24 protein-coding genes are annotated in these 24,986 nt (G+C 32.8%); 18 read left to right on the top strand and 6 right to left on the bottom strand.

The features are described from left to right. Positions 1 to 68 precede the first annotated feature (68 nt). Both AA088_RS18805 and AA088_RS00755 read left to right on the top strand, forming a co-directional pair. Positions 69 to 728: a DUF4271 domain-containing protein gene (locus AA088_RS18805; protein ID WP_046743022.1), complete on the top strand. Its 660-nt coding sequence runs from the start codon at positions 69 to 71 to the stop codon at positions 726 to 728. A gap of 21 nt (positions 729 to 749) precedes the next feature. Next, positions 750 to 1,496, top strand: coding sequence for a uroporphyrinogen-III synthase (locus AA088_RS00755; protein WP_046743021.1), 747 nt, complete (start codon positions 750 to 752; stop codon positions 1,494 to 1,496). Positions 1,497 to 1,553: 57 nt separating this feature from the next. On the opposite strand, the gene AA088_RS00750 is transcribed toward AA088_RS00755, so the two are convergent. Further along, positions 1,554 to 2,768 carry a Pycsar system effector family protein gene (locus tag AA088_RS00750; RefSeq protein WP_046743020.1) on the bottom strand — a complete coding sequence of 405 codons (1,215 nt, stop codon included), beginning with the start codon at positions 2,766 to 2,768 and terminating at the stop codon, positions 1,554 to 1,556. A 149-nt stretch (positions 2,769 to 2,917) separates the two neighbouring features. On the opposite strand from AA088_RS00750, the gene AA088_RS00745 reads away from it, so the two are divergent. From AA088_RS00745 to AA088_RS00715, 7 genes are all read left to right on the top strand, one after another. Further along, positions 2,918 to 3,172, top strand: a complete 255-nt coding sequence (locus AA088_RS00745) for a glutaredoxin domain-containing protein (protein ID WP_046743019.1) — start codon at positions 2,918 to 2,920, stop codon at positions 3,170 to 3,172. Next, the gene (locus AA088_RS00740; protein WP_316931665.1) at positions 3,169 to 3,444 is read left to right on the top strand and encodes a peptide methionine sulfoxide reductase; all 276 of its coding nucleotides are present in this window, start codon (positions 3,169 to 3,171) and stop codon (positions 3,442 to 3,444) included. The genes AA088_RS00745 and AA088_RS00740 overlap by 4 nt, the downstream gene beginning before the upstream one ends. Before the next feature lie 33 nt (positions 3,445 to 3,477). Then, positions 3,478 to 7,167 (top strand): metallophosphoesterase, encoded by a 3,690-nt coding sequence (locus tag AA088_RS00735; RefSeq protein WP_046743017.1) that lies wholly within the window; start codon positions 3,478 to 3,480, stop codon positions 7,165 to 7,167. A gap of 10 nt (positions 7,168 to 7,177) precedes the next feature. Further along, a complete protein-coding gene (locus AA088_RS17495; protein WP_156168336.1) occupies positions 7,178 to 7,891 on the top strand; it encodes a DUF6090 family protein in 714 nt (237 codons plus the stop codon). 158 nt (positions 7,892 to 8,049) lie between these two features. Next, on the top strand, positions 8,050 to 9,441 hold the full coding sequence (locus AA088_RS00725) for an alpha/beta hydrolase family protein (protein WP_046743185.1): 1,392 nt from the start codon (positions 8,050 to 8,052) through the stop codon (positions 9,439 to 9,441). A 72-nt stretch (positions 9,442 to 9,513) separates the two neighbouring features. After that, a complete protein-coding gene (locus AA088_RS00720; RefSeq protein ID WP_046743016.1) occupies positions 9,514 to 10,575 on the top strand; it encodes a sensor histidine kinase in 1,062 nt (353 codons plus the stop codon). A 2-nt stretch (positions 10,576 to 10,577) separates the two neighbouring features. Then, complete coding sequence (locus AA088_RS00715; protein WP_046743015.1) at positions 10,578 to 11,300, top strand: LytR/AlgR family response regulator transcription factor; 723 nt, start codon at positions 10,578 to 10,580, stop codon at positions 11,298 to 11,300. Between the two features lie 15 nt (positions 11,301 to 11,315). Here AA088_RS00715 and rluF read toward each other — a convergent pair whose 3' ends face one another. The 3 genes from rluF to AA088_RS00700 form a co-directional block, all read right to left on the bottom strand. Beyond that, on the bottom strand, positions 11,316 to 12,050 hold the full coding sequence (rluF, locus tag AA088_RS00710; protein ID WP_046743014.1) for a 23S rRNA pseudouridine(2604) synthase RluF: 735 nt from the start codon (positions 12,048 to 12,050) through the stop codon (positions 11,316 to 11,318). 67 nt (positions 12,051 to 12,117) lie between these two features. Next, the gene (locus AA088_RS17490) at positions 12,118 to 12,750 is read right to left on the bottom strand and encodes a GH25 family lysozyme (protein WP_052752733.1); all 633 of its coding nucleotides are present in this window, start codon (positions 12,748 to 12,750) and stop codon (positions 12,118 to 12,120) included. A gap of 72 nt (positions 12,751 to 12,822) precedes the next feature. Further along, positions 12,823 to 13,680, bottom strand: a complete 858-nt coding sequence (locus AA088_RS00700) for a hypothetical protein (RefSeq protein ID WP_046743013.1) — start codon at positions 13,678 to 13,680, stop codon at positions 12,823 to 12,825. 168 nt (positions 13,681 to 13,848) lie between these two features. On the opposite strand from AA088_RS00700, the gene AA088_RS00695 reads away from it, so the two are divergent. The 6 genes from AA088_RS00695 (at position 13,849) to AA088_RS00670 (ending at position 20,170) form a co-directional block, all read left to right on the top strand. Further along, entirely contained in the window at positions 13,849 to 15,060 is a 1,212-nt protein-coding gene (locus tag AA088_RS00695) for a BaiN/RdsA family NAD(P)/FAD-dependent oxidoreductase (protein WP_046743183.1), read from the top strand. Between the two features lie 107 nt (positions 15,061 to 15,167). Beyond that, positions 15,168 to 16,250, top strand: coding sequence for a diphosphomevalonate/mevalonate 3,5-bisphosphate decarboxylase family protein (locus AA088_RS00690; RefSeq protein ID WP_046743012.1), 1,083 nt, complete (start codon positions 15,168 to 15,170; stop codon positions 16,248 to 16,250). 35 nt (positions 16,251 to 16,285) lie between these two features. Further along, positions 16,286 to 17,215, top strand: a complete 930-nt coding sequence (locus tag AA088_RS00685) for a mevalonate kinase family protein (protein ID WP_046743011.1) — start codon at positions 16,286 to 16,288, stop codon at positions 17,213 to 17,215. Between the two features lie 13 nt (positions 17,216 to 17,228). Beyond that, positions 17,229 to 18,143 (top strand): geranylgeranylglycerol-phosphate geranylgeranyltransferase, encoded by a 915-nt coding sequence (locus AA088_RS00680; RefSeq protein ID WP_046743010.1) that lies wholly within the window; start codon positions 17,229 to 17,231, stop codon positions 18,141 to 18,143. A gap of 91 nt (positions 18,144 to 18,234) precedes the next feature. Further along, positions 18,235 to 19,191 carry a carbon-nitrogen hydrolase family protein gene (locus AA088_RS00675; protein WP_046743009.1) on the top strand — a complete coding sequence of 319 codons (957 nt, stop codon included), beginning with the start codon at positions 18,235 to 18,237 and terminating at the stop codon, positions 19,189 to 19,191. Positions 19,192 to 19,309: 118 nt separating this feature from the next. Further along, positions 19,310 to 20,170, top strand: a complete 861-nt coding sequence (locus AA088_RS00670) for a pseudouridine synthase (RefSeq protein ID WP_046743008.1) — start codon at positions 19,310 to 19,312, stop codon at positions 20,168 to 20,170. Positions 20,171 to 20,229: 59 nt separating this feature from the next. Here AA088_RS00670 and AA088_RS00665 read toward each other — a convergent pair whose 3' ends face one another. Continuing rightward, the gene (locus AA088_RS00665) at positions 20,230 to 20,988 is read right to left on the bottom strand and encodes a hypothetical protein (protein ID WP_046743007.1); all 759 of its coding nucleotides are present in this window, start codon (positions 20,986 to 20,988) and stop codon (positions 20,230 to 20,232) included. Between the two features lie 391 nt (positions 20,989 to 21,379). Here AA088_RS00665 and AA088_RS18120 point away from each other — a divergent pair, with 391 nt between their 5' ends. From AA088_RS18120 to AA088_RS00655, 3 genes are read left to right on the top strand one after another with little or no spacing between them, the layout of a single operon-like run. Continuing rightward, entirely contained in the window at positions 21,380 to 21,550 is a 171-nt protein-coding gene (locus AA088_RS18120; protein ID WP_156168334.1) for a hypothetical protein, read from the top strand. A 36-nt stretch (positions 21,551 to 21,586) separates the two neighbouring features. Continuing rightward, positions 21,587 to 23,542: a sensor histidine kinase gene (locus tag AA088_RS00660; protein ID WP_046743006.1), complete on the top strand. Its 1,956-nt coding sequence runs from the start codon at positions 21,587 to 21,589 to the stop codon at positions 23,540 to 23,542. A gap of 10 nt (positions 23,543 to 23,552) precedes the next feature. After that, positions 23,553 to 24,218, top strand: coding sequence for a helix-turn-helix domain-containing protein (locus AA088_RS00655; RefSeq protein ID WP_046743005.1), 666 nt, complete (start codon positions 23,553 to 23,555; stop codon positions 24,216 to 24,218). Positions 24,219 to 24,226: 8 nt separating this feature from the next. On the opposite strand, the gene AA088_RS00650 is transcribed toward AA088_RS00655, so the two are convergent. After that, positions 24,227 to 24,946 (bottom strand): hypothetical protein, encoded by a 720-nt coding sequence (locus tag AA088_RS00650; RefSeq protein ID WP_046743004.1) that lies wholly within the window; start codon positions 24,944 to 24,946, stop codon positions 24,227 to 24,229. Positions 24,947 to 24,986: the final 40 nt, after the last annotated feature.

The raw sequence follows: 24,986 nt of genomic DNA, 5'->3' as shown, positions 1-24,986 counted from the left end.
GTGAATGAGGTCTTAGATTTTGTGTGAATTTTTTATGTATTATTTAACATACTTTCTAATTTTACCAAATGTTACCATCTATAGAAAGGACATTAATCTCAAAAGATTGGCTCACATTATTGTTTGTCACTATTTTGTGCATACTAGTAATTACACGCTTTATTTACAGAAAACGACTCGGTTTGTTTGTAGGATTTCTATTTTCGAATAAATACCAACACCAACTTCAAGCCAAACAAGAAAAAAATATTAATGGATTTACTTCATTATTATTTCTAGTACAAGTCATTTCATTTTCAATATTTACTTATATAGTGGCTCTTTTCTTTAAACCTTACACAGTAAATACGCCTCTTTTATTTATCAAGATTAGTTCATTTATTCTATTTTTCTTAGTAATTAAATATATTATTGAAAAAATAATTGCAGTAATTTTAGATATCGAATCGTATATTGATGCGTATAACTTTCAGAAAATCAACGCAAGAAATCTTTTTGGCTTATTCTTGCTTCCTGTTAATTTGCTTCTAGTGTATAGTTTTGAAGGAAAAAGAGTTGTATTTTTCTCAGTATTTTTTATTTTTATCGTATATAATCTCATCGTATTATTTCTTCTACTAAAGAATTATCAAAAATTGATAATCAGTAAGTTGTTTTATTTTATTTTGTATCTTTGCGCACTTGAAATTGCCCCCTATTTAGTTATCTATAAATTTTTAATTAAATAACGCAACATTAAATACAGGTTTATGAAGGTAAAAACCATTTTAGTTTCTCAACCAGAACCAAAAATTGAGAACTCGCCGTACTCTCGACTTATCGATAAGCAAAAGGTGAAAATCGATTTTAGGCCGTTTATACACGTTGAAGGTGTGAGTGCTAGAGATGTAAGACAACAGAAAATAGATTTATCTAAGTTTACTGCGATTATCTTGACAAGTCGAAATGCTGTAGATCACTTTTTTAGAGTCGCTGAAGAGATGCGCTTCAAAGTGCCAGACACCATGAAGTATTTTTGTCAATCAGAAGCTGTTGCTTACTATCTACAGAAATACGTTGTGTACAGAAAGCGTAAAATTTATGTGGGTAAACGTACATTCCAAGAATTGTCTCCACTTATTAAAAAGTATAAAGATGAAACATTCTTGTTGCCATCATCAGATGCTTTGAAGCCTGCGGTGCCAGAAACACTAGATTCATTGAGTGTAAAGTGGGAACGTGGTATTTTTTACAAGACGGTAGTGAGTGATTTATCGGATTTACGTGATGTGTACTACGATATTCTAGTGTTTTTTAGTCCATCAGGAATCAAATCATTATTAACAAACTTTCCTGATTTTGAACAAAATAATACGCGTATCGCTGTATTTGGAAATTCAACAGTTAAAGCAACTACAGAGGCCGGATTGCGTGTAGATATACAAGCACCGACACCAGAAACACCATCCATGACTATGGCTTTGGCAAAATATATTGATGAAGTAAATAAGAAATAATTATTGCATAAAAAAATACATTAAAAAGCCTCCTAAACATTTAGGAGGCTTTTTTTATTAGGTGGTAATAACTGGTAATGTTTCTGGACGTGTAGCAAATGCAATTCCAAATGCAATTACAGAAGCAATAATTCCAATTACAAAAACCAAATATGTTAACCGCAATATTTTATATTTTTTATCCAATACTTTTCCTAAAAAGTAAAGATCTTTGGTTAAAGAAGAATATAAATAGTCTTTATCTTGCATTACTTCACCAATTGCCCATTCAAAATCAGGAAGGCTCATTTTGTGAAAGTTTCCGAAGAAAAGTAAATTCACTTTTTTATTTTCTACATCTTTTTTGTCAAACTTTCCTTCGGTTACATTTGGACGAGTTGCCAAAATTGATAAAATCATTGAAACAACTGTAAATAGTGTAAAGATAATCGTGGGTACAATTAAATGTGCATTGTCTGCTTTGTCTAATTTAGAAACCAATGTTGACAATACTAAAGAAATGATAATCGCATTTACAGATAAAAGAATATTGGCTTTTGTATCAGCTATATTACTCAATTCAATATGGTTTTTAAGTGTTACACGAAACATAGTTTCAATTCCACGTTCAGGAATATCTCTTTTGGTCTTTTTGTATTTAAGTTCTGCTTTTTTTTGCTTTAATTTTTTAACTTCTCTAGAAACTTTATTTTTTGACTTTAAAAGTTTGGCTAAATTTTTCCCTTTTCGTTTTTGCCAATTCTTAGCGGCATATGAAGTGTGAAATTTATGTTGTTCTGATAAAAAATTGATATTTTCTTGAAGCCATTCAGCTTCAGAAATGGCTTCATCTTGCGTAAGTTCAATTTCCTTGCGAAGTAACTCTGTCAGTTCATTAAAATTTTTGCTACCTACATGACCACAATCTGCATCACTAATGATTTTTTCAAGGAGAGTTTCTGGTTTTTCTCCCATTTTAGTAATCAAAATCAAGTCGCACACTTTTTTAATATCGGTATTTGAGACATTGTGTTTCTGCAAAAAATCAGTTGCAATAGTGACTCCTTTTTCCTCGTGGTTGGCAAATCCTTCTGTATAACCTATGTCGTGAAACCAAGCCGCAAGCAATACAAGTTTAGCGTCTTCTTCAATCACTTCAAGCCCTTCAACAATTTCCTTTGTTTTACTGACTACAGATTTGGTATGCGATAAATTATGATATACATACGCTTTGTCAAGATTTTGATTGAAATAATCAACGACAAACTTTTCTGCCTCTGCGATAATGTCCATAGAAATATTAAAAATAGTTTAAGTAAAAATACAAAACATTAAGCAATGTTTTGTGAGTATAACGAAAGGTAGATTATTTATTGTGATAGTAGATAGTTTTCTAATTTTATAAACGTAAGAAAATTTGAAGTAAACCGACTATAAATGTTATGAAAACGATACCAGAAATACGACTATTTGGCACTGAAAACTGCCATAAAACAAAGCATTATATAGCGTTTTTTAAAAATAAGAATTTACCTTTCTTGTTTTTTGATGTTTTAAAAAATAAAGAAAGTGCAGAAATTTTGCGAAATCTGTATACCAATAAAAAACTCAATTTTCCAACAATTACTATTGGAACAAAGAAATTGCGAAACCCTCAAGATGAAGTTCTTGACAAATGGTTAAGTAAAAGTTTATGATGACTCTTTTAGAACGAATTCAAAAAATACCTATAGGATATTCGGAAGTATATTATAAACAAGTAAAATATGGAGTGACAAAAAGCGAATTTAATCAAGGAAAGAGCTATAAAATTTACGCAAAAGAACTTGGTGGAACACACTTTATTAGTCTTAATTATTACTGTACGAGCACGAATGAATTTTTGAAACCGTGCGAAATGCCAGCAGAAGACGTTCGTCATTTTTTAGAAAACTACCTGTTGATACCTTACCATTTAGAAAATGAATGATTATCTTTAAGCGACCAAAAAAAAAGCAACCCAATGATACAATCATTACGATTTATAATACTCATTTTTTTATTCATTATTTTCAATGCCTGTGCAACGTTTAAAGCACAATATGCAGAGAAAATGAGTATGAGTCCTTTTCCTGTAGATAAAGAAATAAAACACACGTTTTACCTAATCGGAGACGCAGGGAATTCTCCACTTAATGGTAAAGCAGTAGCGTTGCAAATGCTTGAAAAACAGTTGAAAGAAGCCTCGAAAAATAGCACGACAATTTTTTTGGGAGACAATATTTATCCTGCAGGACTGCCAAAAGAATCAAGCAGTAAAAGAGCTTTTGCAGCTCATCAATTAGACGCACAAACAGCTGTTGTTAGAAAATATGCTGGAAGGACAATTTTTATTCCTGGGAATCATGATTGGTACAACAATGGGTTGGAAGGGTTAAAACGTCAAGAAAAATATGTTGAGGATATTTTAGGAAAAAACACCTTTCTTCCAGAAGATGGTTGTCCTCTAGAAAAGATTCATATTAGTGATGATATTGAACTGATTATAGTCGATACTCAATGGTATATTACCAATTGGGACAAGCATCCTACAATGAATGATGAATGTCAAATAAAAACACGAGAAAAATTCCTAGAAGAATATAGTAGTCTTATTAAAAAAGCTCGTGGAAAAACTACAATTGTTGCGTTACATCATCCAATGTATACAAATGGGCCACATGACCGACAGTATACTTTTAAATCTCACTTATCGCCAATACCAATACTAGGTACTATTAAGAATTTAGTGAGATCAACAAGTGGAACTGCCAATGTAGATATGTCTCATAAGCGTTACAATGAGTTAAGAAAGCGTATTATTACACTGTCTCAAGAGAATGATAAAGTTATTTTTGTTTCAGGCCACGAACATAGTTTGCAATATATTGAAGAAGATAACCTTCGACAAATAGTAAGCGGGTCAGGGTCTAAAATGTCAGGAACACGTAATGTTGGAGGTGGACTTTTTTCGTATGGCACTTTTGGTTTTGCCAGATTGGATATTTTTGAAGATGGTTCGTCACATGTACGTTTTTATTCAGCAATTGAAGATAAAATAGTCTTTGAAACTCAAGTAATTCGCCCACCATCACCAGAAGTAAAAGTAGTATACCCTAAAACTTTTCCTAAGGAAGTAACCGCTTCCATATACACAAAAGAAGAAACAGATATTTCTGGTTTTCACAAATTTTTATGGGGCGAGCGCTACCGAAAACAGTTTAGTACCGAAATAACAGCTCCGACTGTTAATCTTGACACACTTTTTGGTGGATTGAAGCCTGTTCGAATGGGAGGAGGAAATCAATCAAAATCTTTGCGATTGGAAGACAAGAATGGTGCTCAATATGTAATGCGTGCACTCAGAAAACAAGCACTGCGATATTTACAAGCAGTACTTTTTAAAGATCAATATATAAAAGGACAATTTGAAGATACTGTTACACAAGAGCTAATACTAGATATATTTTCTGGGGCACATCCTTACGCTCCATTTGTAGTAGGAAAGCTGTCAGATGCTGTTGGAATTTACCATACCAATCCTACCTTATATTATATACCTAAACAACAAGGACTTGGGAAATATAATGAACACTTTGGAGACGAATTATATATGATAGAAGAACATACTTCTGAAGGACACAGCGACAAAGCAAGTTTTGGATATCAGGATGATATAGAAAGCACAGATGATATGTTGAAAAAACTGAATAAAGATGAAGATGTCATTCTTGACGAAGCGTCTTACATTCGTGCTCGTTTATTTGATATGTTAATTGGTGATTGGGACAGACATCAAGATCAATGGCGTTGGATTGAATTCAGAGAAAATGGACAACGTGTGTTTCGTCCTTTACCGAGAGACCGTGACCAAGCATTCTCTAAAATGTCAGATGGATTCGTACTATCTACAGCAGTTGCCATTGTTCCTACGGCACGTTTATTACGTTCTTACAGTGGAGATTTAGAAGATGTAAAAGGAATGAATGTAGAACCTTATCCTTTGGACATGACTTTAATTCTTCAGTCGGGAAAAGAGGTTTGGGATGCACAAGTCAAAATTATTCAAGAGGGCTTAACAGATGAAGTTATTGATGAAGCCTTTTTAGCATTTCCTGAAGCAGTGAGAGATGAAGATATGCATACAATCAAAAAAAATCTTAAATCTAGACGTGAAAACCTACAAGCAATTTCTGATCGTTATTACAAATTAATCAACGAACTCGCAGTAGTTAAAGGAACCAATAAAGATGATTGGTTCGATGTAGAACGTATGCCTAATGGACACACAAAAGTAACGGCTTATCGAATTAAAGACGGTGAGAAAAAAGATATTTTTCATCAAAGAACGTATTCAAAAAAAGAAACAAGTGAAATTTGGATTTATGGGCTTGATGATGACGATGTCTTTCATGTATACGGCAATGGTAATGATTATATAAGAGTACGCTTAATAGGAGGTCAAAACAATGATATTTATGATATAGAAAATGGAAAAAAACTAACGTATTACGATTATAAATCCAAAAAAAACACATTTAAAACAAAAAAGGGTCACAGAGTTCTTACGGATAATTACGAAACCAATGTGTACAATTATAAAAAATTTAAAAATGGCTCTACGCAAATCTTACCAACGATAGGTTTCAACCCCGACGATGGATTCAAAGTAGGTTTTTCGGCAACGCAAACCAATTATGGTTTTGAACGAAACCCGTACACATCACGTCATAGTTTTAGAGCAGCATATTATTTTGCAACTCGCGGTTTCGATATTGGCTATTTAGGAGAATTTAATAATATTATAGGACGATGGAACTTGCAACTAGGAGTTGATTTTAATAGTCCCAATTATGCGGTCAATTTCTTTGGTTTTGGAAGCGATACACCCAATCCTGAAGCAGATGAAAATGATGGTTTGGATGTTACATTAGATTATAACCGAGTTAAAATTCGAACATTTCGATTTTTACCTGCTTTAGTGTGGCGAGGTCAACTTGGAGGAAGTCTTCGAGTAGGAGTTTCTTATGAAAGTAATGAAATAGAACGAACAGAAGGGCGATTTTTAGATCAAACTTTTCCCGCAAATTCTACCGTATTCGATCAACAGGACTTTTATGGGGTAAATGCAAAATATCACTTTAAAAATGTGGATAACGAAGCGTTCCCAACGATGGGGATGGAAGTGAGCCTCGAAACAGGCTACAAAAATAATGTTAGTACCTCAAAAGGCTTTGGATACCTAATTCCAGAGTTTGCTATTGATCACCGATTAATTGATAGTGGACAACTAGTACTTGCTACCAAACTACGAGGACATATAAACTTTGGAGACGGATTCGAATTTTATCAAGGAGCTACTATCGGAGCTCGTACGGGACTTCGTGGATTTAGAAATGAACGTTTTACGGGAAAAAGGGCTTTTGTGCAAACTACAGATCTTCGTTTAAACTTAAGAAAAGTAAGAACAGGATTAATGCCATTGAATATTGGAGTATTTGGAGGGTTTGACTATGGTAGAATCTGGATTAGTGGGGATACATCCGAAAAATGGAATACTTCTCTCGGCGGTGGAATTTGGATCAATGGAGCTGATATTTTGACTGCAAACTTTTCGTTATTCAACTCAAATGATGGAATGCGTTTTGCCTTTGGTTTAGGTTTTGGCTTTTAAAAAAAAGGCTATGAAATTATTTAGAAATCAAAGAAATAAACTATTGAAAAATAAGAAAATAGGAAACTATCTAGCATATGCAGTTGGAGAAATCATTCTAGTAGTTATTGGAATTCTTATTGCTGTGTCATTGAATAATTGGAATGAAAACCGTAAGGAACAAAAGAAACTATTCAATATTTACAATATTATCAAAGATGACTTAACAAATGATTTACAAGAGATTGATAAAATTCAACGTTTCTACAAATCGGTTGATCCTTTATTTACCAAAATCTTAAATGATTCGGTTCGCCGTATAGATTATATGTTGAATCCACAATACACTTATCTTACGATTGGTTTTCCAGAAATTACTTTTAATAAACGTGGATATGACCAATTGGTAACGTATAATACAGATAGTTTTCAAGATAGTTTACCAACTCATATCATTGAGTTTTATACAGAACGTTTACGAGAAATTCAAATTGACGATGAATTGAGAGCGAATGATTTTAAAGAAAACTATTCGCATTATAAAAATAACTATGAATGGTGGTCAGATCTCATTTCTATGAGAAGTAGCAAAGAATTTGTTGAATATGCGTTAAACGATCCTGATTACAAAAACAGAATTGCTAGTGTATATTTTGTAGCATACAAAGTATTTCTTCCCGAATTGACTGTTTTTAAAAAGCGGGCAGAACGAATTTTAGAAGAAATTGAAAAACGAAAAAAATAGTTTATAGATATTTCGTATTCTTTACGAATAGTTTTTAATGGATTTTATATTATTGAATTTAAAACCGCTCGTCATAATCTATAATCCGTTCATCATAATTTGTAATGTCAAAAGATAAAAACAATCTACTTTTACATTGTAATCAAAAAACAACAGACATGCAATCACTCAGTAAACTTATATTTAAACTAGCACTTTTCTTAGCAGCAATCATTGCGTCCGCTCAAGACATTTCAGGAACATGGAAAGGAGCGTTAAGTGTACAAGGAATGGAACTTCCTTTAGCGTTTAATATTTCAGTAGCCAATGGAGAATACACGACAACTTTAGATAGTCCATTGCAAAATGCGTTTGGAATTCCTATCGATAAAACAACTTTTGTCGATAATAAACTAACCATTACACAAGCACAGATGGGAATGGAATATACCGCAACGTTTTCTGATGGAACTTTTAAAGGAACCTTTAAACAATCTGGGCAAACTTTTCCGTTAGACTTAAAGAAAGGAGAAAAAGCAGTAAAAAAAGAAAAACCTCAGGAACCTAAAAAGCCATATCCATACGCTTCAATTGAGGTTACTTTTGAAAATCCCAAAGCAGATCATATTAAACTTGCAGGGACATTAACTTTACCAAACGATGTAAAAAATCCTCCGGTGGCGATACTAATTTCAGGTTCAGGACCACAAAATCGAGACGAAGAATTATTAGGACACAAACCATTTTTGGTGCTAGCAGACCATCTAACACGTAACGGAATTGCCGTATTACGTTATGATGATAGAGGAACAGCAAGCTCAGAAGGTAATTTCTCTACAGCAACATCTTTTGATTTTGCTACAGATGCTGAAGCTGCAATGACATACTTGCAAACTAGAAACGATGTTGATGTTCAAAAAATTGGCTTTATAGGACATAGTGAAGGTGGATTGATAGCACCAATTATTGCAGCGAGAAACAAGGACGTAGCTTTTTGTGTATTACTAGCTGGACCAGGAGTTGATGGAAAAGAAATTTTATTGACTCAAGGAAAAAGAGCCGCAGAGCTTGAAGGCTATCCTGCTGAAGATATTGCTGCTTCACAAAAAATTTCTACAAAAGTTTATGACATATGTAGAAATTACCAAGGAGAAGCTTCCAAAAACGAAATAGCAGCTTTGTATGCACAATTGCGAACAGAAATGATTTCTGAAAAAGCACAAAAAGAAATGACCAAAGAAGCGATGGACAGACAAGTTGAAATGATTACATCGCCTTGGATGTTGGCATTTTTAAAATACGACCCGCAAACATCTCTGCAAAATGTAACTTGTCCTGTGTTGGCAATCAATGGAGAAAAAGATTTTCAAGTGTTGCCAGAGCCTAATCTTATGGCAATCCAAAAAGGATTAAAACATAATAAAGATGTAACCATCAAACAATTTAAAGACTTAAATCACTTGTTTCAAACATCTACAACAGGAGCATTAAGTGAATATGCTGAAATTGAAGAAACTTTCGCACCAATAGCACTAAACTTCGTTTCTCAGTGGATTAACAAACGATTCTAAAAATCAATCAAAAAGTAAATACGCTTTCTCTTATTGAAAAAGCGTATTTTTTCATCCTATACTTTTCATCCTATGGCGATTTCAAAAAAAATAAATTCACTCATTTTCTGGGTATTACAAATATCAGGTTGGGGATTTATAACCTTTGTCAACATTTGGGTAAAGGCATTTCTCGTTCCAGCAGATAAAGTAAAACCTAGTTATTTTTTCTTAGAAGGAATTTTATTTTTACTTTTTTCGATTCTCCTAACGACTCTTTATAGAAACTATCTAAAACGAATTGATTTTGTTGAAAATCAATCGCAAAAAAACTATATAAAAGCATTTGCCGGATATGTAATCGTTGTATTTTTATTTTCGTTTCTATTACTTTTAGGTTCTTACATAGGATTTGAAGCCATTAATGAAAAGCCTTTAGAACTGTCATTACTAATTGTGCTTTCTACAACATTAAACATTGCTATATTTATCTTTTTCTGGATAGTGATTTATATTTCAGTGAAATTGATAGCTAGAAATCAACGCAATAAAATAGATCGCCTTAAACTAGAGGCTTCCCTAAAAGAATCGCAATTAAATACATTAAAAGGGCAGTTAAATCCACATTTTATGTTTAATAGTTTAAACAATATTCGTGGGTTAATGTTAGAAGATGTTGACAAGGCTCGTGAAATGCTTACACGATTATCTGAAATGCTTCGTTATTCACTTAACATGAATAAAGTAAATGCCATTCAGATTAAAGAAGAACTTGAAACGGTTGATAATTATATTGCACTTTCTAAAATTCAATTAGAAGACCGATTGCAATACGAAAAAAAGATTGATGAATCCTTGCTACAGTTAAAAATTCCTCCCATGATTTTACAAATGTTGGTTGAAAATGCAATAAAACATGGTGTGTCCGATCAAAAAAATGGAGGAAAAATAACCGTAATTGTTACTGATAATACAGAAGAAATTGTACTTCAAGTCAATAATACGGGAACATTAAAATCAGATTCCAACTCTACAAAAATTGGCATAGAAAATATAGAAAAACGATTGGAGTTACTTTATGGAAAACGGGCAGCACTGGTGTTAAAAGAAGTTGAAAATGAAGTACAAGCCATTATTAAAATACCTGTAGATTAAGTATGGAACATATCACAGCAATTATAGTAGAAGACTCGCGTTTGGCACGAAATGAACTAAAGGAACTTTTAAAAAAGCATCCTAAAATTGAGCTAGTTGCTGAAGCAGAAAATGTTGACACTGCTTTTGATTTAATTCATACTAAGCAACCACAAATAGTATTTTTAGACATTAATATGCCAGAAAAAAACGGTTTTGAATTGCTGGAAATGCTAGATAATGTGCCATTGGTGATTTTTACAACTGCATATGATGAATATGCAATCAAATCGTTTGAATACAATGCATTTGATTATTTACTAAAACCAATCAGCCAAGAACGTTTTTCTAAAACAATAGAAAAAGTAATTGTAACCATTGAAAAAGAAAAAACCACAGAGAAACCTTTTGAATTGCATCGTCAGATTTTCATTAAGGAAGGTGAAAATTGTTGGCTTATTCGAGTTTCTGAAATTGCTGTTTTTGAAATTGTTGGAAATTATACGCGAGTGTATTTTGAAAAAAATAAACCGCTTATATATAAATCTCTTAATCAAATTGAAGCGAAATTACCAGAGGAGACATTTTTTAGGGCAAATAGACAACAAATTATCAATTTGAACCATGTTGATAAAGTTATTCCATGGTTTAATGGAAAGCTTAAAGTAGCTATAAAAAATAGCGAACAAGAGATAGAAATATCCCGCAGACAATCATATAAATTTAAAGAATTGTTAGGGTTTTAATCAAAAGCACAGAAATTAATTTTTATGTGTTTTTTTAGAGTCACTTGTAGAATTGTTAATTTCCATCAATTCTTCTTTCGTCAAACGACGCCATTTTCCAACCGGAACATCCAAAGAAACATTCATAATACGTGTGCGCTTTAATTTTACAACGTTATAATCTAAATATTCACACATTCTTCGAATTTGACGGTTCAGTCCTTGAGTTAAAATAATCTTGAATGTATATTTTGTTAGTTGTTCAACTTTGCACTTACGAGTCATTGTTCCCAAAATAGGAATTCCACTCCCCATTTTTTTAATAAAATCATTTGTGATAGGCCTATCTACGGTGACTTCATATTCTTTTTCGTGATTGTTTCGAGCACGCAAAATCTTATTCACAATATCACCATCACTCGTCAAAAAAATCAATCCTTCACTCGGCTTATCTAGTCGGCCAATAGGAAAAATACGAGTTGGATAATTGATATAATCTATAATATTATCTTTTTCAACACGCGTATCTGTTGTACAAACAATACCAACTGGTTTGTTGAAAGCTAAATACACGTGTTCTTCTGTTGCATTAGAAACCAACTTGCCATCTACTCGAACCTCGTCACCTGGGGCAATTTTTGTACCCATTTCAGGTACTTTTCCATTAATAGTTACTCGTTGTTGCTCAATCAATTTATCAGCAGCTCTACGAGAACAGTAACCGGCTTCGCTCAAGAATTTGTTGATTCGTGTTAGTTGTGTATCGCTCATTTATTATGAATAATTCAGTTTGCAAATTTAAGAAAATAAACAGCAATAACGGAACTTGAAGAATACACTAATTTTTCGCAATAAAAGCCTTTAATTGCACGATATTGCCGTTAAATAAATCATAATCATTCGCAGTATCTCCAATTTTATAATTGTCTGATTGTTGCCAAAGGATCCATTCTGTTCCTTCCCAAGCTCCAGGCATAGTAGGTGCAGAAGCAGAGGTGTAATTAGCAATCCACAAAGGATATTTTGCAAAACGAGCATCGTTTAGGTAAGCATTACCTATATTCACATCCGTATAAATCATTGGGACACGATCATATTTTTGTTCCAAAATAGTTAAGAAAGAAAGCAAATCAGATATAATTTGATCTTTTGAAGTCGCTTCAACAATACTTCCTTCCTCAAAATCTACAATGGGAGAAAAAGCAGTTGTTGGCAAATCTCCTAATGCGTTTAAAAAATTATCTGCTTGCGGTTGCGGAGCATCGTTGGTTCGGTAAAAATGATACGCACCTTTAATAAATCCTTGTTGCGTAATAGTGTTCCAATTTTCAGAAAAATTAGGATCTGTGTAGGTAATTCCTTCGGTAGCTTTACAAATCACAAAACTCAAATCCGTATTGTTTGTATTGATATCGTTGATTTCATGTCCTTGAAATTTAGAGATGTCGATTCCTTTTGTAAGTGTTGCCATGTGTTGAAAATTAAGTAGTGATTAACACTCGTGAAGTTACGTAAAATAGAGCGTGTTAGAAAGAAGAAAGAGTTAATCGAGGGTAAATACGTATAAATTTCTTCCTTCTCCGTGCGATTCTTCATCTGTTATGTACACTGTTGAGTCATTTTTAAAACAAATTCCCTCTTTTTGGGATTCGTGATTAAGATCAAATTGTGTTGCTTTTCCACTAAAGAAGTCATCTCCAGTAAAATCTGTGAATTGAAGAATAGTTGTGTGCGATAATAAAACGACTTTTGAACCATCAGGACTTATAGCCGCTGAAGTAATCCAACACTCATTTTTATCACAAGAAGTATACGTGCTAATAAATTTGGCTTCATGCGTACCGGGTTGAGCAGGAATTTTGTACAAATTTGTACGACCATAGTCTTTCTTTACACGACTTTTAGTGAATAAATACAAGTATCCTTGGTAGTAAAAAAAAGATTCTACATCAAAATGGCGATTTTTCTTTTTAGGAGGAAATTTTTTCTGATTGGGAAACGAAAATTCTATTTTTTGAGGAGTTATGTTTTTTTGCCCCTCAAGATCTTCTGCTGCAAGAAAATATATTTTCAAATCTTTTCTTCGATTTCTATTATTTCCGAAATCTCCTATATATACATTTCCTATAGTGTCTTTGGTTAAATCTTCCCAATCCTCATTTTTTCCTTCTATTTCTATAGTTTTGGAAATTTTTCCTGAATCATCCAATACATACAATCGTGATTTATCTCCACCATCATTAATCATATAAAACCCCTCAGTTGTATTTGAAACTTCTACACCTGAAACTTCTTCTAAATCGCCTTGTAAATGGGCAACTAATGTAAGCTGACCATAGTTTGCAGTACAATTTGTAAACAATATAATTATAAATAAGCGTTTTAAAAGTGTTTTTATCATATAATAGAGGGTTTTTCGTAAAAATACAGCTTTCCTTACGGAAGCGGAAATTTTGTAAGTCAATTAAGAATAGTTTAAGATTTGACGAAATCGTACATTTGTCAAAAAATAAGGTATAATTCAGCTTTTCAGAAAAACATTCCTTAATACTAATCAAAAATGACAAAAATGCAGAGTGTTGATGTTCTTATTGTAGGTGGCGGCGCAGCAGGTTTTTTTACAGCAATTAATATTGCAGAAAAGTATCCTGAAAAATCAGTAGTTGTTTTAGAAAGAGGAAAAGAGTTTTTAACAAAGGTTAGGATTTCTGGAGGCGGAAGATGCAATGTGACGCATGCTTGTTTTGACCCAAAAGAGCTAGTGCAATATTATCCACGTGGAGAAAAAGAGTTGCTCGGTCCTTTTCATCAATTTTGTTGTGGCGATACCATGGGTTGGTTTGAAGAACGTGGCGTAGCTTTGAAAATAGAAGAAGATGGAAGAATTTTTCCTAAAACAGACTCTTCTGCGACTATTATTGATTGTTTTTTACGAGAAGCAAAAAAGTACCAAATAGACTTACGAAAGAATTATGCTGTAAAAAAAGTTTCAAGAAACAATGATTATTGGGAAGTATCTACCAATCAAGAAACAATTAAAGCAGAAAAATTAGTATTGACCACTGGAAGTAATCCAAAAATGTGGAAAATGTTAGAAACATTGGGACATACGATTGTTCCAGCAGTTCCATCACTATTTACATTCAATATAAAAGATCCACGAATCAAAGATTTACTCGGAGTTGCCACCGAAGCAAGTGTACAGGTAGTAGATACCAAATTAATGTCAAATGGACCGTTACTCATTACACATTGGGGAATGAGCGGTCCAGGAATTCTAAAACTTTCAGCATGGGGTGCACGACTTCTGGCAACAAAAAATTATCACTTTCAAATTCAAGTGAATTGGTTAAACTATACAGAAAGAGCAGCATGTTTGGACCAAATCAAAGAATATAAACTAACATTAGCCAAAAAAACAGTTCAAAAAAACAATCCGTTTGATATTCCTAAACGCTTGTGGCAACGTATTGTAGAAGCTTCAAACATAAAAGATACAATGCGTTGGGCAGATTTGAACAAGTCGCAAAGTGAGACATTAGCAAGTCAGCTGACAGAAGCTATTTTTGAGGTTACAGGTAAAAGTACATTCAAAGAAGAGTTTGTAACTGCAGGTGGAATTGATTTAAAAGAAGTCAATTTTAAAACATTTGAGAGTAAAATACACAACAACCTTTACTTTGCAGGAGAAATTCTAAATATTGATGCGATTACTGGTGGTTTTAACTTTCAAAACGCATGGACGGGAAGTTATATAGTTGCAAATCATATGTTTGCATAACAAGAACTTTGTAAAATAGCGACTTAGCTCTCGGAATTCAAAAAAATAGCATATCTGAAAAAGTCTTATACAATAACTGTATCTTTGCACAAATTTTGAAATCATTCATGGAAATAGCAGCATTTCTACCTAAAACGTACACGCATACTAAAGAGCAAGGAAGTGTAACTTGGAAATCCCCTAGTAATATTGCATTGATTAAATATTGGGGGAAAAAAGATTCACAAATTCCTCAAAACCCTTCCATAAGTTTTACATTGGATGCATGTGCTACAACTACAAAGCTTTCGTATACAAAAAAGCCCATAAAAAGTAATGATTTTTCTTTTGATTTGATTTTTGAAGGAAAGCAAAAAGACGATTTCAAACCTAAAGTTCATACATTTTTTCAAAGAATTGAGTTGTATCTCCCTTTTTTAAAAGAATACCATTTCACAATTGAGACTTCGAACTCATTTCCTCACAGTAGTGGAATTGCTTCTTCAGCTTCAGGGATGAGTGCTTTAGCCTTGTGTTTAATGAGTTTGGAGAAAGAATTGAATCCAACAATGACAGCCGAATTTTTCAAGCAAAAAGCATCATTTTTATCGCGATTAGGTTCTGGAAGTGCAAGTAGAAGTATTGAAGGAGATATAGTTGTTTGGGGAACGCATAAGTATACTGAAGGAAGTTCAGATTTGTATGGAATCAAGTATCCGTATAAAGTACACGATGTTTTTAAAAACTATTATGATACTATTTTATTGGTTGATAAAGGAGAAAAACAAGTTAGTAGTACAGTCGGACATAATTTAATGCACAATCATCCGTTTGCTAAACAACGATTCGATCAAGCGCATGAAAACTTAACCAAGATACAATCAATCTTAGCAGAAGGAAACTTGGATAAATTTATCAGCCTTGTAGAAAGTGAAGCGTTGACCTTACATGCTATGATGATGACTTCTACACCGTATTTCATTTTGATGAAACCGAACACGCTAGAAATCATCAATCGAATATGGAAGTTTCGCCAAGAATCAGGTACGCATGTGTGTTTTACATTAGATGCAGGAGCCAATGTGCATGTGTTGTATCCTGAATACGAAAAAGATACTGTGTATCCATTTATTCAAAAAGAATTACTAAATTTTTGTCAAAAAGGACATCATATCTGCGATAGAGTAGGTTTTGGTGCAAAAAAAGCGTAATTTTACATTTATAAAAGCCTCAAACTGAAGTGCAAATGAAAGGACCACTTTTCTATTCTAAAATATTACTTTTCGGAGAATATGGAATCATCAAAGATTCAAAAGGATTATCTATCCCTTATAATTTCTATAAAGGAGCATTAAAAATTGATGAGAATCTTTCTGTGGAAGCGGAGAAATCTAACGAAAGTCTTCAAAAATTCGCAAATTATTTAGAAGCTTTGGATGCTCATCTTGTTCAATTCGATATTGAAGCATTAAAAAGTGATTTGGACAAAGGAATGTACTTTGATTCGTCTATTCCTCAAGGATATGGAGTAGGAAGTTCTGGAGCTTTAGTTGCATCTATATATGATAAATATGCTTTTGATAAAATTACGGTTTTAGAAAATCTCACACGCGAGAAACTACTCAAACTAAAAGAAATTTTCGGAGCAATGGAATCATTTTTCCATGGAAAGAGTTCTGGATTGGATCCTTTAAATAGTTACTTGAGCCTTCCAATTTTAATTAACTCTAAAGATAATATAGAGCCAACAGGAATCCCTTCTCAAAACGAGGCTGGCAAAGGAGCCGTGTTTTTATTAGATAGTGGTATTATTGGAGAAACTGCTCCAATGGTACATATCTTTATGGAAAATATGAAGCAAGAAGGTTTCCGAAAAATGCTAAAAGATCAATTTATTAAACATACGGATTCGTGTGTAGAAGATTTCTTAAAAGGCGATATCAAGTCACTATTTGGAAATTTAAAATCATTATCTAAAGTAGTATTCAACAATTTTAAACCAATGATTCCTACACAATTTCATGAACTATGGAAAAAAGGAATTGAAACGAATGAATATTACTTAAAACTTTGCGGTTCTGGTGGAGGCGGATATATCCTTGGATTTACCGAAAACATCGAACAAACAAAACAAACACTAAAAGATTACAAACTCGAAGTAGTCTATAACTTTTAAAGTATAGACGCACATGCTATCAAGGAAGCAAAAGCTATTTATCTACAAACTATTCAGCTTATTTTCCGTTGTAAGAGGTTACAATATTTTGATTATTGTAATTGCGCAATATTTAGCAGCAAGATATATTTTGGCGCAAGGAAGGACATTCTCAGAAATTATTTTTGATATTCACTTTTTTGCTTTAATTCTTGCTTCTGCTGTAGCCATTGCTGCAGGTTACATTATCAATAACTTTTATGATGCGGAGAAAGATTTAATCAATCGTCCTAAAAAATCAATGCTAGATCGATTGGTGAGTCAACAAACTAAACTCAGCGTTTACTTTACGCTTAATCTAATCTCAGTTATCATTGCAAGTTTTATTTCAATACAAGCAGTCATATTTTTTTCAGCGTATATTTTTGGAATTTGGTTTTACTCACATAAACTAAAAAAAATTCCACTGATAGGCAATCTTACTTCGGCAGTATTAGCTATTACACCTTTTTTTGTCGTATTTATCTATTACAGAAATCTAAATAGTGTCATTTTTGTACACGCTACATTTTTATTCTTGCTGATTCTAATTAGGGAATTCATCAAAGATTTAGAAAATTTAAAAGGAGATTTAGCTCAAAATTATCAAACGATACCGGTTCTTTATGGAGAAAAAACCTCTAAAGCTATCATTACTTTTGCTGCAAGCATAGCCGTTTTAGTAACCATTTATCTCATCTCTATGTATGATACAGGATATATGCTGTATTATTTCTACGGAAGTAGCATTTTATTAATTAGTTCAGTATTTATATTGTATCGTGCTACTACCAAATCACATTACTTATTACTTCACAATATTTTAAAATTCGTTATAGTTTCAGGCGTTTTTAGTATTCCTCTCTTAAATATCGATGTGATTTTAGACAAAATAACTACTGTTTTGTGATATCATATTTCTTGTTTATCAATTTTGTTAAAGCAAGATAAGTGTATGCATTTTCTAGTTGAAAAATGGTAATTTGTAATAAAAACATCGCATGTCATTATCACACGAACTTAAAGTTGCATTGGCACAAATTGCTCCCGTTTGGTTAGATAAAAACGGAACCTTACTAAAAATCAAACACGAAATTAAGAATGCCGCTAAAAATGGTTGTGAATTGATTGTTTTTGGAGAAGCTTTGTTGCCGGGTTATCCTTTTTGGATAGCTCATACCAATGGAGCTGAATTTAATAGTACAGTTCAAAAAGAAATTCATAGACACTATGTGCAAAATTCAGTGCAAATAGAAACAGGAGATTTGGATGAAATTTGTGAACTTGCCAAGTTACACTCTATAGCAATTTACCTAGGAATTATGGAACGTGCTGCAGATCGAGGAGGTCATAGCATATATTGTTCATTGGTTTATATTAATCCTACTGGAGAAATACGATCAGTTCATCGAAAATTAATGCCAACCTATGAAGAGCGACTTACTTGGGCAAGTGGTGATGGAAATGGTTTGCAAGTACATGCGTTAAAAGATTTTACAGTTGGCGGACTGAATTGTTGGGAAAATTGGATGCCTTTGCCAAGAGCTGCTTTATATGGAATGGGCGAAAACTTACATATTGCTGTTTGGCCAGGAAGCGATGTAAATACCAAAGATATCACGCGCTTTATTGCTCGCGAATCTCGTTCGTATGTAATTTCTGTATCTAGTTTAATGCGAAAAACAGATATTCCGGAAACCATTCCAAACGTTGACAAAATTTTAGCCAACATTCCAGATGAACTCGCTAATGGAGGATCGTGTATTGCGAGTCCAGATGGAGAATGGTTGGTGGCTCCAATACTGCATGAAGAAGGGTTAATCATTGCTACTTTAGATTTTAATAAAGTATTGGAAGAACGTCAAAATTTTGATGCTGTAGGTCATTATTCAAGACCAGATGTAACGCAGCTTATTTTAAATAGAGAACGTCAAAGCACAATTAAAATTAAGGGATAGTTTATATTTTGATTTTGAGTAAATTAAGAGATTATAATTTGCTTGTAGAATAATTGAAACTACATTCGTTTATCGCAAATTAAAAAGTATCTTTGCAAAAAATTATAGTATATATACAATGGCAAAAGAACGACAAGGAAAGAGCAAAGCTACCTCTGGAAAAAAAGAATATAGCGAAAAAAAATCTTTTCAGGGAAAGAAATCTGTAGATGGAAAAAGGCCAGTTTACAAGAAAAAATCAACAACAAAACCGAAATCTTCAAGTAATCCTGATGAGGTGCGGTTGAATAAATATATCTCAAACTCAGGTGTGTGTTCTCGACGTGAAGCTGATATGCACATCTCTATTGGAAGTGTTACCGTTAATGGGAAAGTGGTTACAGAAATGGGATATAAAGTGAAAATTACAGATGAAGTTCGCTTTGATGGACGAGTAATTAACCCTGAAAAACCTACCTATATTTTGTTGAACAAACCCAAAGGTTTTTTGGTCACAACAAAAGATGAAAAAGGAAGAAAAACGGTCATGGATTTGATTGCTCAAGCAACAACTGCGAGAGTAGTTCCAGTAGGACGTTTGGAACGACAAACAACAGGCTTATTGCTGTTTACAAACGATGGAGAGCTTGCTCGAAAATTAACAGATCCACAAAAAAATGTACGTAAAATATTTCATGTAGAGCTAGATAGAAATTTAAGTCAGGCAGATTTCAATAAAATCAAAGATGGTATTCGTATTAGAGGAGAAAAATTGGAAGTTGATGAAATTTCTTGGATTCAAGGAGCAACCAAAAGAGAAGTTGGAATCAAAGTAAGTTCTGGAAGCAATGGAATGATAAAAGCAATTTTTGAAAGTTTATCGTATACAATATTGCGTTTAGATCGTGTAGTTTTTGCAGGCTTAACGAAAAAAGATTTGCCGCGAAGTCATTGGAGAAATTTAACAACTCAAGAAATCATTAATTTAAAGAACATATAAATAAATTGTAGTCAAATTTATTGCTGAAACCTCTCAATTTTTGGGAGGTTTTTTTATTGTCAATAGGTTTCGCAAATGTATTTTTTAATCATGTGGGGAGTAATTTTTTTTAGGGTTTTTCCTGTCTCTGGATGAAGTCCGAAGGAAGTAAAAAATTCCAGTTCTCCACTAGCGGATTTTTGATACCATAAATTTTCGCTTCCGTCTGGCTTAAAAAAAGCATATTCACAATCAGGATTTACTTTTCTAAAATACCGAACCCGATCTTTTTTGAACAATTTTAAATTTGACAATCCGTACTTCTCAACATCAAAAGGAACTTCCACATATCGGTCATTTTCCCAAACCATCCATCGTTGTTTATTAATAACTACCAAAGAAAAAAAACCGATAATCACAAACAGGCAAAAAATCAAAGTCACCTTATTCTTCTGAATGACAATTTTTAATTTTTCTCCCATTGACACCTCTTTTTTTATTTTCTTTTTTAGAAATCCGCTATCAATAAAACGTTCATTCTCATGTAACTCCTGAGTTATTTGATTGGAATTCTTCATCACAAAATCAGCATAATTTTCATAATCTAAATACTTACATAAACAGTTTGCTACAGGAGCTTTCAATTCAACAGGTTCATCTTTTTGCGCTGCCTTTAACTTATTCCGTAGACTTTTTTCATGATACTGAAAGTGGCATTCTTCCAACATAAAATCTGAAATTCTCTTCGACAGTCCAGTGACGGACATATTCACTCCAGTTTCTTCTTTCTCATCTTTTTTGGCTTTATCAAAAGCACTAATTATTAAATCTCTATGCATGACTTATAGTTTTAGGTTTTCATATCTATCCGTAAAAGTGAGCATACATTTTGTGTAAAAAACAGGGAAATTAATTTCTACAATCTTTCCCAAACCTTTCCTCAGTCTTTCCATTTTTTCCTGTGATTCCTCCTTTAATTTGCTTCAGAAATATTTCTCAAACTGAGGATTAAATCAACTTGATCTCCTGCATTTAAGACTCAGTTTACCTTAGAGACAATCTGTACTAGAAGAACTTTCTGGAAGTAGTTTTTCTGTTGCAATCATCTCTTCACTTCCAAGAAAACACAAGAAATCGGCGCCATTTCAATTTCGCTGTGTTGCTGAATCTATGATACGCTGAGTATACCTCGGACGGCAACACGTATGTCCAATTTTAAACTCTAACAAAATGAAAAAATTCAGTTTAATTATACTTACGGTTTTCCTCAATTGCGCATTATTTTCTTGTACACCAAACTCGGTTGCAGAAGATGAAATTCACTTTGAACAGCAAGCTACAGAAGGCGATGATGGAGAAGTTTCAGATGATGGTGGAAACGAAAAACCAACGGGAAGTTAATATATAATGTAAATATATTTTTACTATTTTAGAAGGATGAAACTACTGCCAGCGACATCCTTCTTTTTTATTTTAATCGTATATATAATCACAGGTTGTGAGAGAGAATTAAAGCAAACAACGAAGAAATCTAAAATAGTATCTTACTATGAGAATAAGTCTTATAATAGTGTAGATGTTAAAGAATATGATAGTGCAATTGTATACGCACAAAAAATGCTCTATCACGCAAGAAAAGAAAAATCAAATACTTCAATTAGAGACGCATATTACAGACTTTATTTGGCATTTAACAGAAGCAACCGAAAGGATTCCGCAAAACAGTATGTAGATAAATATTGTGATATAAGTATAAAAAATGCTGATACGCTTCAAATAGCAAAGGCTCTCTATTATAGAGGGTTATTTTATAGAGATGTTGACAGTGTTGATTTAGCATATCAAAATTTAGCTGAAGCTAAGAAACTATATGCGAAAAAGAAAGATAGTATATACGCAGGGAAAGCTTCTTTAGAAATCGCCAATATTCAAAAAAGGATAGGAAATTTTTATATAGCACAACTCGTGGCACAAGACGGGATTAAGTACCTTGAAAATTTAAACGATGGGAAAACTCTTAGCGGATTATACCACGTTCTTGCAGTAATTTCAAAGGAAAATAACGAATATGAAGAAGCTCTAAAAAAGAACGATTCCTCTTTAAAAATTGGACAAGATACAACCTATACAATCAGAGCAAGAGCAACTAATATTATTGTTTATAAAGAAACCCGTGCAAACATATTTACACTTCAACAAGAGCCAGATAAAGCGATTGCAATTTATAAATCACTTTTAAAAGAGGTTAAAAATAGTAAAGCAATTCCTCGTATAGAAAGTAACTTAGCTAGAGCTATGTATATAAAATTAGGGTTTAATGCTATTTCAGATTCACTGCTTGAAAAAGCGTTAGATTCAGCTAAAAAGACGGACAACCTTTCTTTACAAATTAGTGTCAATAAAAAATTAGCAGAACTCTACAGTGAGAAAGATATTTCTGTTTTTATAAACTATATCGATGAGGCTATTAACAAGGCTAAAGAATTGGGAAATTTATCATCAATTTATGAGATGATGGAATTTAAGCTTGAAAAATTACCTCAAATTCAGATAAAGGAAGATTTTAAAAATGAATTTTTTAAAGTCAAGCGTAAATTAGAAAACAAGCGTAAGTTCTTTAATTCGTTATATATTAGTAATAAATTTGATTTTGATGATTCAGAAAGCAAAAGAATTCGAGCTGAAAGAGAAGCGATGGAAGAAAGGCAAAGAGCTACTGATAACCAAAATAGCATCTTAATTCTGGCTCTAGTTTTAATACTTGTTCTTGTTGCAATCTTCTTCATCTATCAAAAAATTAAACGTCAACATAAGATAGAAAAAGTGGATACTGTTCATCAAACTGAAGCTCGAATTTCAAGCAAAGTACATGACGAATTGGCGAATGATATTCATAATTTAATGGCGCAATTGGAAACATCCGATCCAGAAAAAGAGTTTGTGTTAGACAAGCTAGATACTATTTATAATAATGCACGCGATATTTCAAAGCAAAATAGAAGTGTGGAAACCGGTGAAGGATTTGCAGAAGAAGTCACAAATTTATTCCGAAGCTATCAATCAGATGAGGTAAATGTACTTTTAAAACGGTATGATATCGCAATTTGGACACAAGTGTCTTCTCATATAAAAGTTACTATTTATCGAGTATTACAAGAATTGTTGACAAACATGAAAAAGCATAGCAATGCCGGACTTGTAGTGGTTTCAATTGAGAAAAAAAACAAAGAATTATTCATTCAATATATCGACAACGGAAAGGGCTTTTCTAAGAAGATTTCAAAAAATGGATTACAAAATGCGGAAAACCGTATTCATGCCATTCAGGGAACTCTTACTTTTGATACACAACTTGAAAAAGGTTGTAAGTTTAGTATTAATGTTCCAATATGATAGATAACTTATGTTTACAAAAGTTTTAATTGCCGAAGATATGGACGATATTAACGCTGGTGTCTTGAAAGCACTTTCCGAATTGGAAATAGCTACAATAGATCAAGCTCAATATTGTGATGATGCAGACTTAAAAGCAAAAAGAGCCCGAAAAGATAATGTTCCTTATGATTTACTCATTACCGATTTATCGTTTGTAAAAGACCACAGAAAACAAAAATTAAGTTCTGGGGAAGAATTATTGATTAAACTTAAAGAAGAACAACCCGCATTAAAAGTCATCGTCTATTCTGTGGAAGACAAATTACAACGTGTTCGTAGGCTTTTTCAAGAATACGACATTGATGCTTATGTATGTAAAGGCAGAAAAAGCTTGTTAGAACTTAAAAATGCCATAAAAGCAATTTCAGGAGGCGATACGTATCTGTCGCCAAAAGTACGTAATGCATTAAGTCCTAAAACCGCTATGGAGATTGACGACTATGATATTGGCTTATTAAAACTACTATCCAAAGGAATGAGCCAAGACGAAATCGCTTCTGATTTGAAAAAAAGAAGTATTTCGCCTAACAGTTTAAGTTCAATTGAAAAACGCCTTAGCAAACTCAAAATTTACTTTAAAGCAAATAATGCAATTCATTTAATAGCCAATGCTAAAGATCTTGGGCTAATCTAAAAAAATCTTTATAAAGAGGCTACATAATTAATCAGCTTTGCAAAATCGTCTGCATTCTTAAGCTTTAATTTTTGTGCTTTAATGTATTTTTTGATTTCTTTTTCTTTCTGAGGAAAAAGCTCGATAATGTCTTTTTTTCGCGGATCAACTTGAGTCAATTCTCCGTTCTGAACAATATAAAAATAATCGTACTGTGTGAATTTTGCCTTTCGATCTGCTTGATTGGCAGTTTGTGCTTTTTCGTTTGGTGAAAACACACATTTTTTACGAAGCAAAAGTTTTACATCATCTTGATCGCTTAACACAACAAAATACCCTTTTTTTGTCGCACCTTCTTCATTTGTAAACTCAAAGATTTCTATGGTAGTATCTTCGTATACAATTTTGGAATCGTCTAATTTCATTAATGCTTCCGATTCTTTTCCTTCTCTAGGATACAATTCAATTTCATTGGTATATGTATTAAAGCGCATCATGATATTTCCATAGGATGTATCTCCCACATATAACTTTGCCAGTTTATAGTTTTCGTCTAAGTAAGGACTTCCTTGTACATTGTTCCAATCAATTTCATAAGGTATTTTTTCTCTAGTATTCATAATCTTGAATAATTGATCATATATCTGAGAGGTAGTTTCAAATTGTCTTGGAGAACCATCAATCTGTGCAAATGTGGTTGTTGTAAAAGCAAAAAGTAATGTAATTGGTAAGAGACGTAATGATTTCATGATCTGGTAATTATAATGGTTATAACATAAAATTACAGAA

The organism is Kordia zhangzhouensis, assembly GCF_001005305.1.
Classification (GTDB): Bacteria; Bacteroidota; Bacteroidia; order Flavobacteriales; family Flavobacteriaceae; genus Kordia; species Kordia zhangzhouensis.
Note: the sequence above shows the minus strand (reverse complement) of the source record. Positions and strands in the feature narration are given on the sequence as shown.

Bases quoted from the DNA above. Each gene is read 5' to 3' on its own strand.
- AA088_RS18805 (WP_046743022.1), top strand. From the start codon at position 69: ATGTTACCATCTATAGAAAGGACATTAATCTCAAAAGATTGGCTCACA.
- AA088_RS00745 (WP_046743019.1), top strand. From the start codon at position 2,918: ATGAAAACGATACCAGAAATACGACTATTTGGCACTGAAAACTGCCAT.
- AA088_RS00685 (WP_046743011.1), top strand. From the start codon at position 16,286: ATGAAAGGACCACTTTTCTATTCTAAAATATTACTTTTCGGAGAATAT.
- AA088_RS00690 (WP_046743012.1), top strand. From the start codon at position 15,168: ATGGAAATAGCAGCATTTCTACCTAAAACGTACACGCATACTAAAGAG.
- AA088_RS00695 (WP_046743183.1), top strand. From the start codon at position 13,849: ATGCAGAGTGTTGATGTTCTTATTGTAGGTGGCGGCGCAGCAGGTTTT.
- AA088_RS00670 (WP_046743008.1), top strand. From the start codon at position 19,310: ATGGCAAAAGAACGACAAGGAAAGAGCAAAGCTACCTCTGGAAAAAAA.
- AA088_RS00740 (WP_316931665.1), top strand. From the start codon at position 3,169: ATGATGACTCTTTTAGAACGAATTCAAAAAATACCTATAGGATATTCG.
- rluF (WP_046743014.1), bottom strand. From the start codon at position 12,050: ATGAGCGATACACAACTAACACGAATCAACAAATTCTTGAGCGAAGCC.
- AA088_RS00650 (WP_046743004.1), bottom strand. From the start codon at position 24,946: ATGAAATCATTACGTCTCTTACCAATTACATTACTTTTTGCTTTTACA.
- AA088_RS00750 (WP_046743020.1), bottom strand. From the start codon at position 2,768: ATGGACATTATCGCAGAGGCAGAAAAGTTTGTCGTTGATTATTTCAAT.
- AA088_RS00735 (WP_046743017.1), top strand. From the start codon at position 3,478: ATGATACAATCATTACGATTTATAATACTCATTTTTTTATTCATTATT.
- AA088_RS00680 (WP_046743010.1), top strand. From the start codon at position 17,229: ATGCTATCAAGGAAGCAAAAGCTATTTATCTACAAACTATTCAGCTTA.
- AA088_RS00660 (WP_046743006.1), top strand. From the start codon at position 21,587: ATGAAACTACTGCCAGCGACATCCTTCTTTTTTATTTTAATCGTATAT.
- AA088_RS00715 (WP_046743015.1), top strand. From the start codon at position 10,578: ATGGAACATATCACAGCAATTATAGTAGAAGACTCGCGTTTGGCACGA.
- AA088_RS00655 (WP_046743005.1), top strand. From the start codon at position 23,553: ATGTTTACAAAAGTTTTAATTGCCGAAGATATGGACGATATTAACGCT.
- AA088_RS00720 (WP_046743016.1), top strand. From the start codon at position 9,514: ATGGCGATTTCAAAAAAAATAAATTCACTCATTTTCTGGGTATTACAA.
- AA088_RS00700 (WP_046743013.1), bottom strand. From the start codon at position 13,680: ATGATAAAAACACTTTTAAAACGCTTATTTATAATTATATTGTTTACA.
- AA088_RS00665 (WP_046743007.1), bottom strand. From the start codon at position 20,988: ATGCATAGAGATTTAATAATTAGTGCTTTTGATAAAGCCAAAAAAGAT.
- AA088_RS00755 (WP_046743021.1), top strand. From the start codon at position 750: ATGAAGGTAAAAACCATTTTAGTTTCTCAACCAGAACCAAAAATTGAG.
- AA088_RS17490 (WP_052752733.1), bottom strand. From the start codon at position 12,750: ATGGCAACACTTACAAAAGGAATCGACATCTCTAAATTTCAAGGACAT.
- AA088_RS00725 (WP_046743185.1), top strand. From the start codon at position 8,050: ATGCAATCACTCAGTAAACTTATATTTAAACTAGCACTTTTCTTAGCA.
- AA088_RS00675 (WP_046743009.1), top strand. From the start codon at position 18,235: ATGTCATTATCACACGAACTTAAAGTTGCATTGGCACAAATTGCTCCC.
- AA088_RS17495 (WP_156168336.1), top strand. From the start codon at position 7,178: ATGAAATTATTTAGAAATCAAAGAAATAAACTATTGAAAAATAAGAAA.
- AA088_RS18120 (WP_156168334.1), top strand. From the start codon at position 21,380: ATGAAAAAATTCAGTTTAATTATACTTACGGTTTTCCTCAATTGCGCA.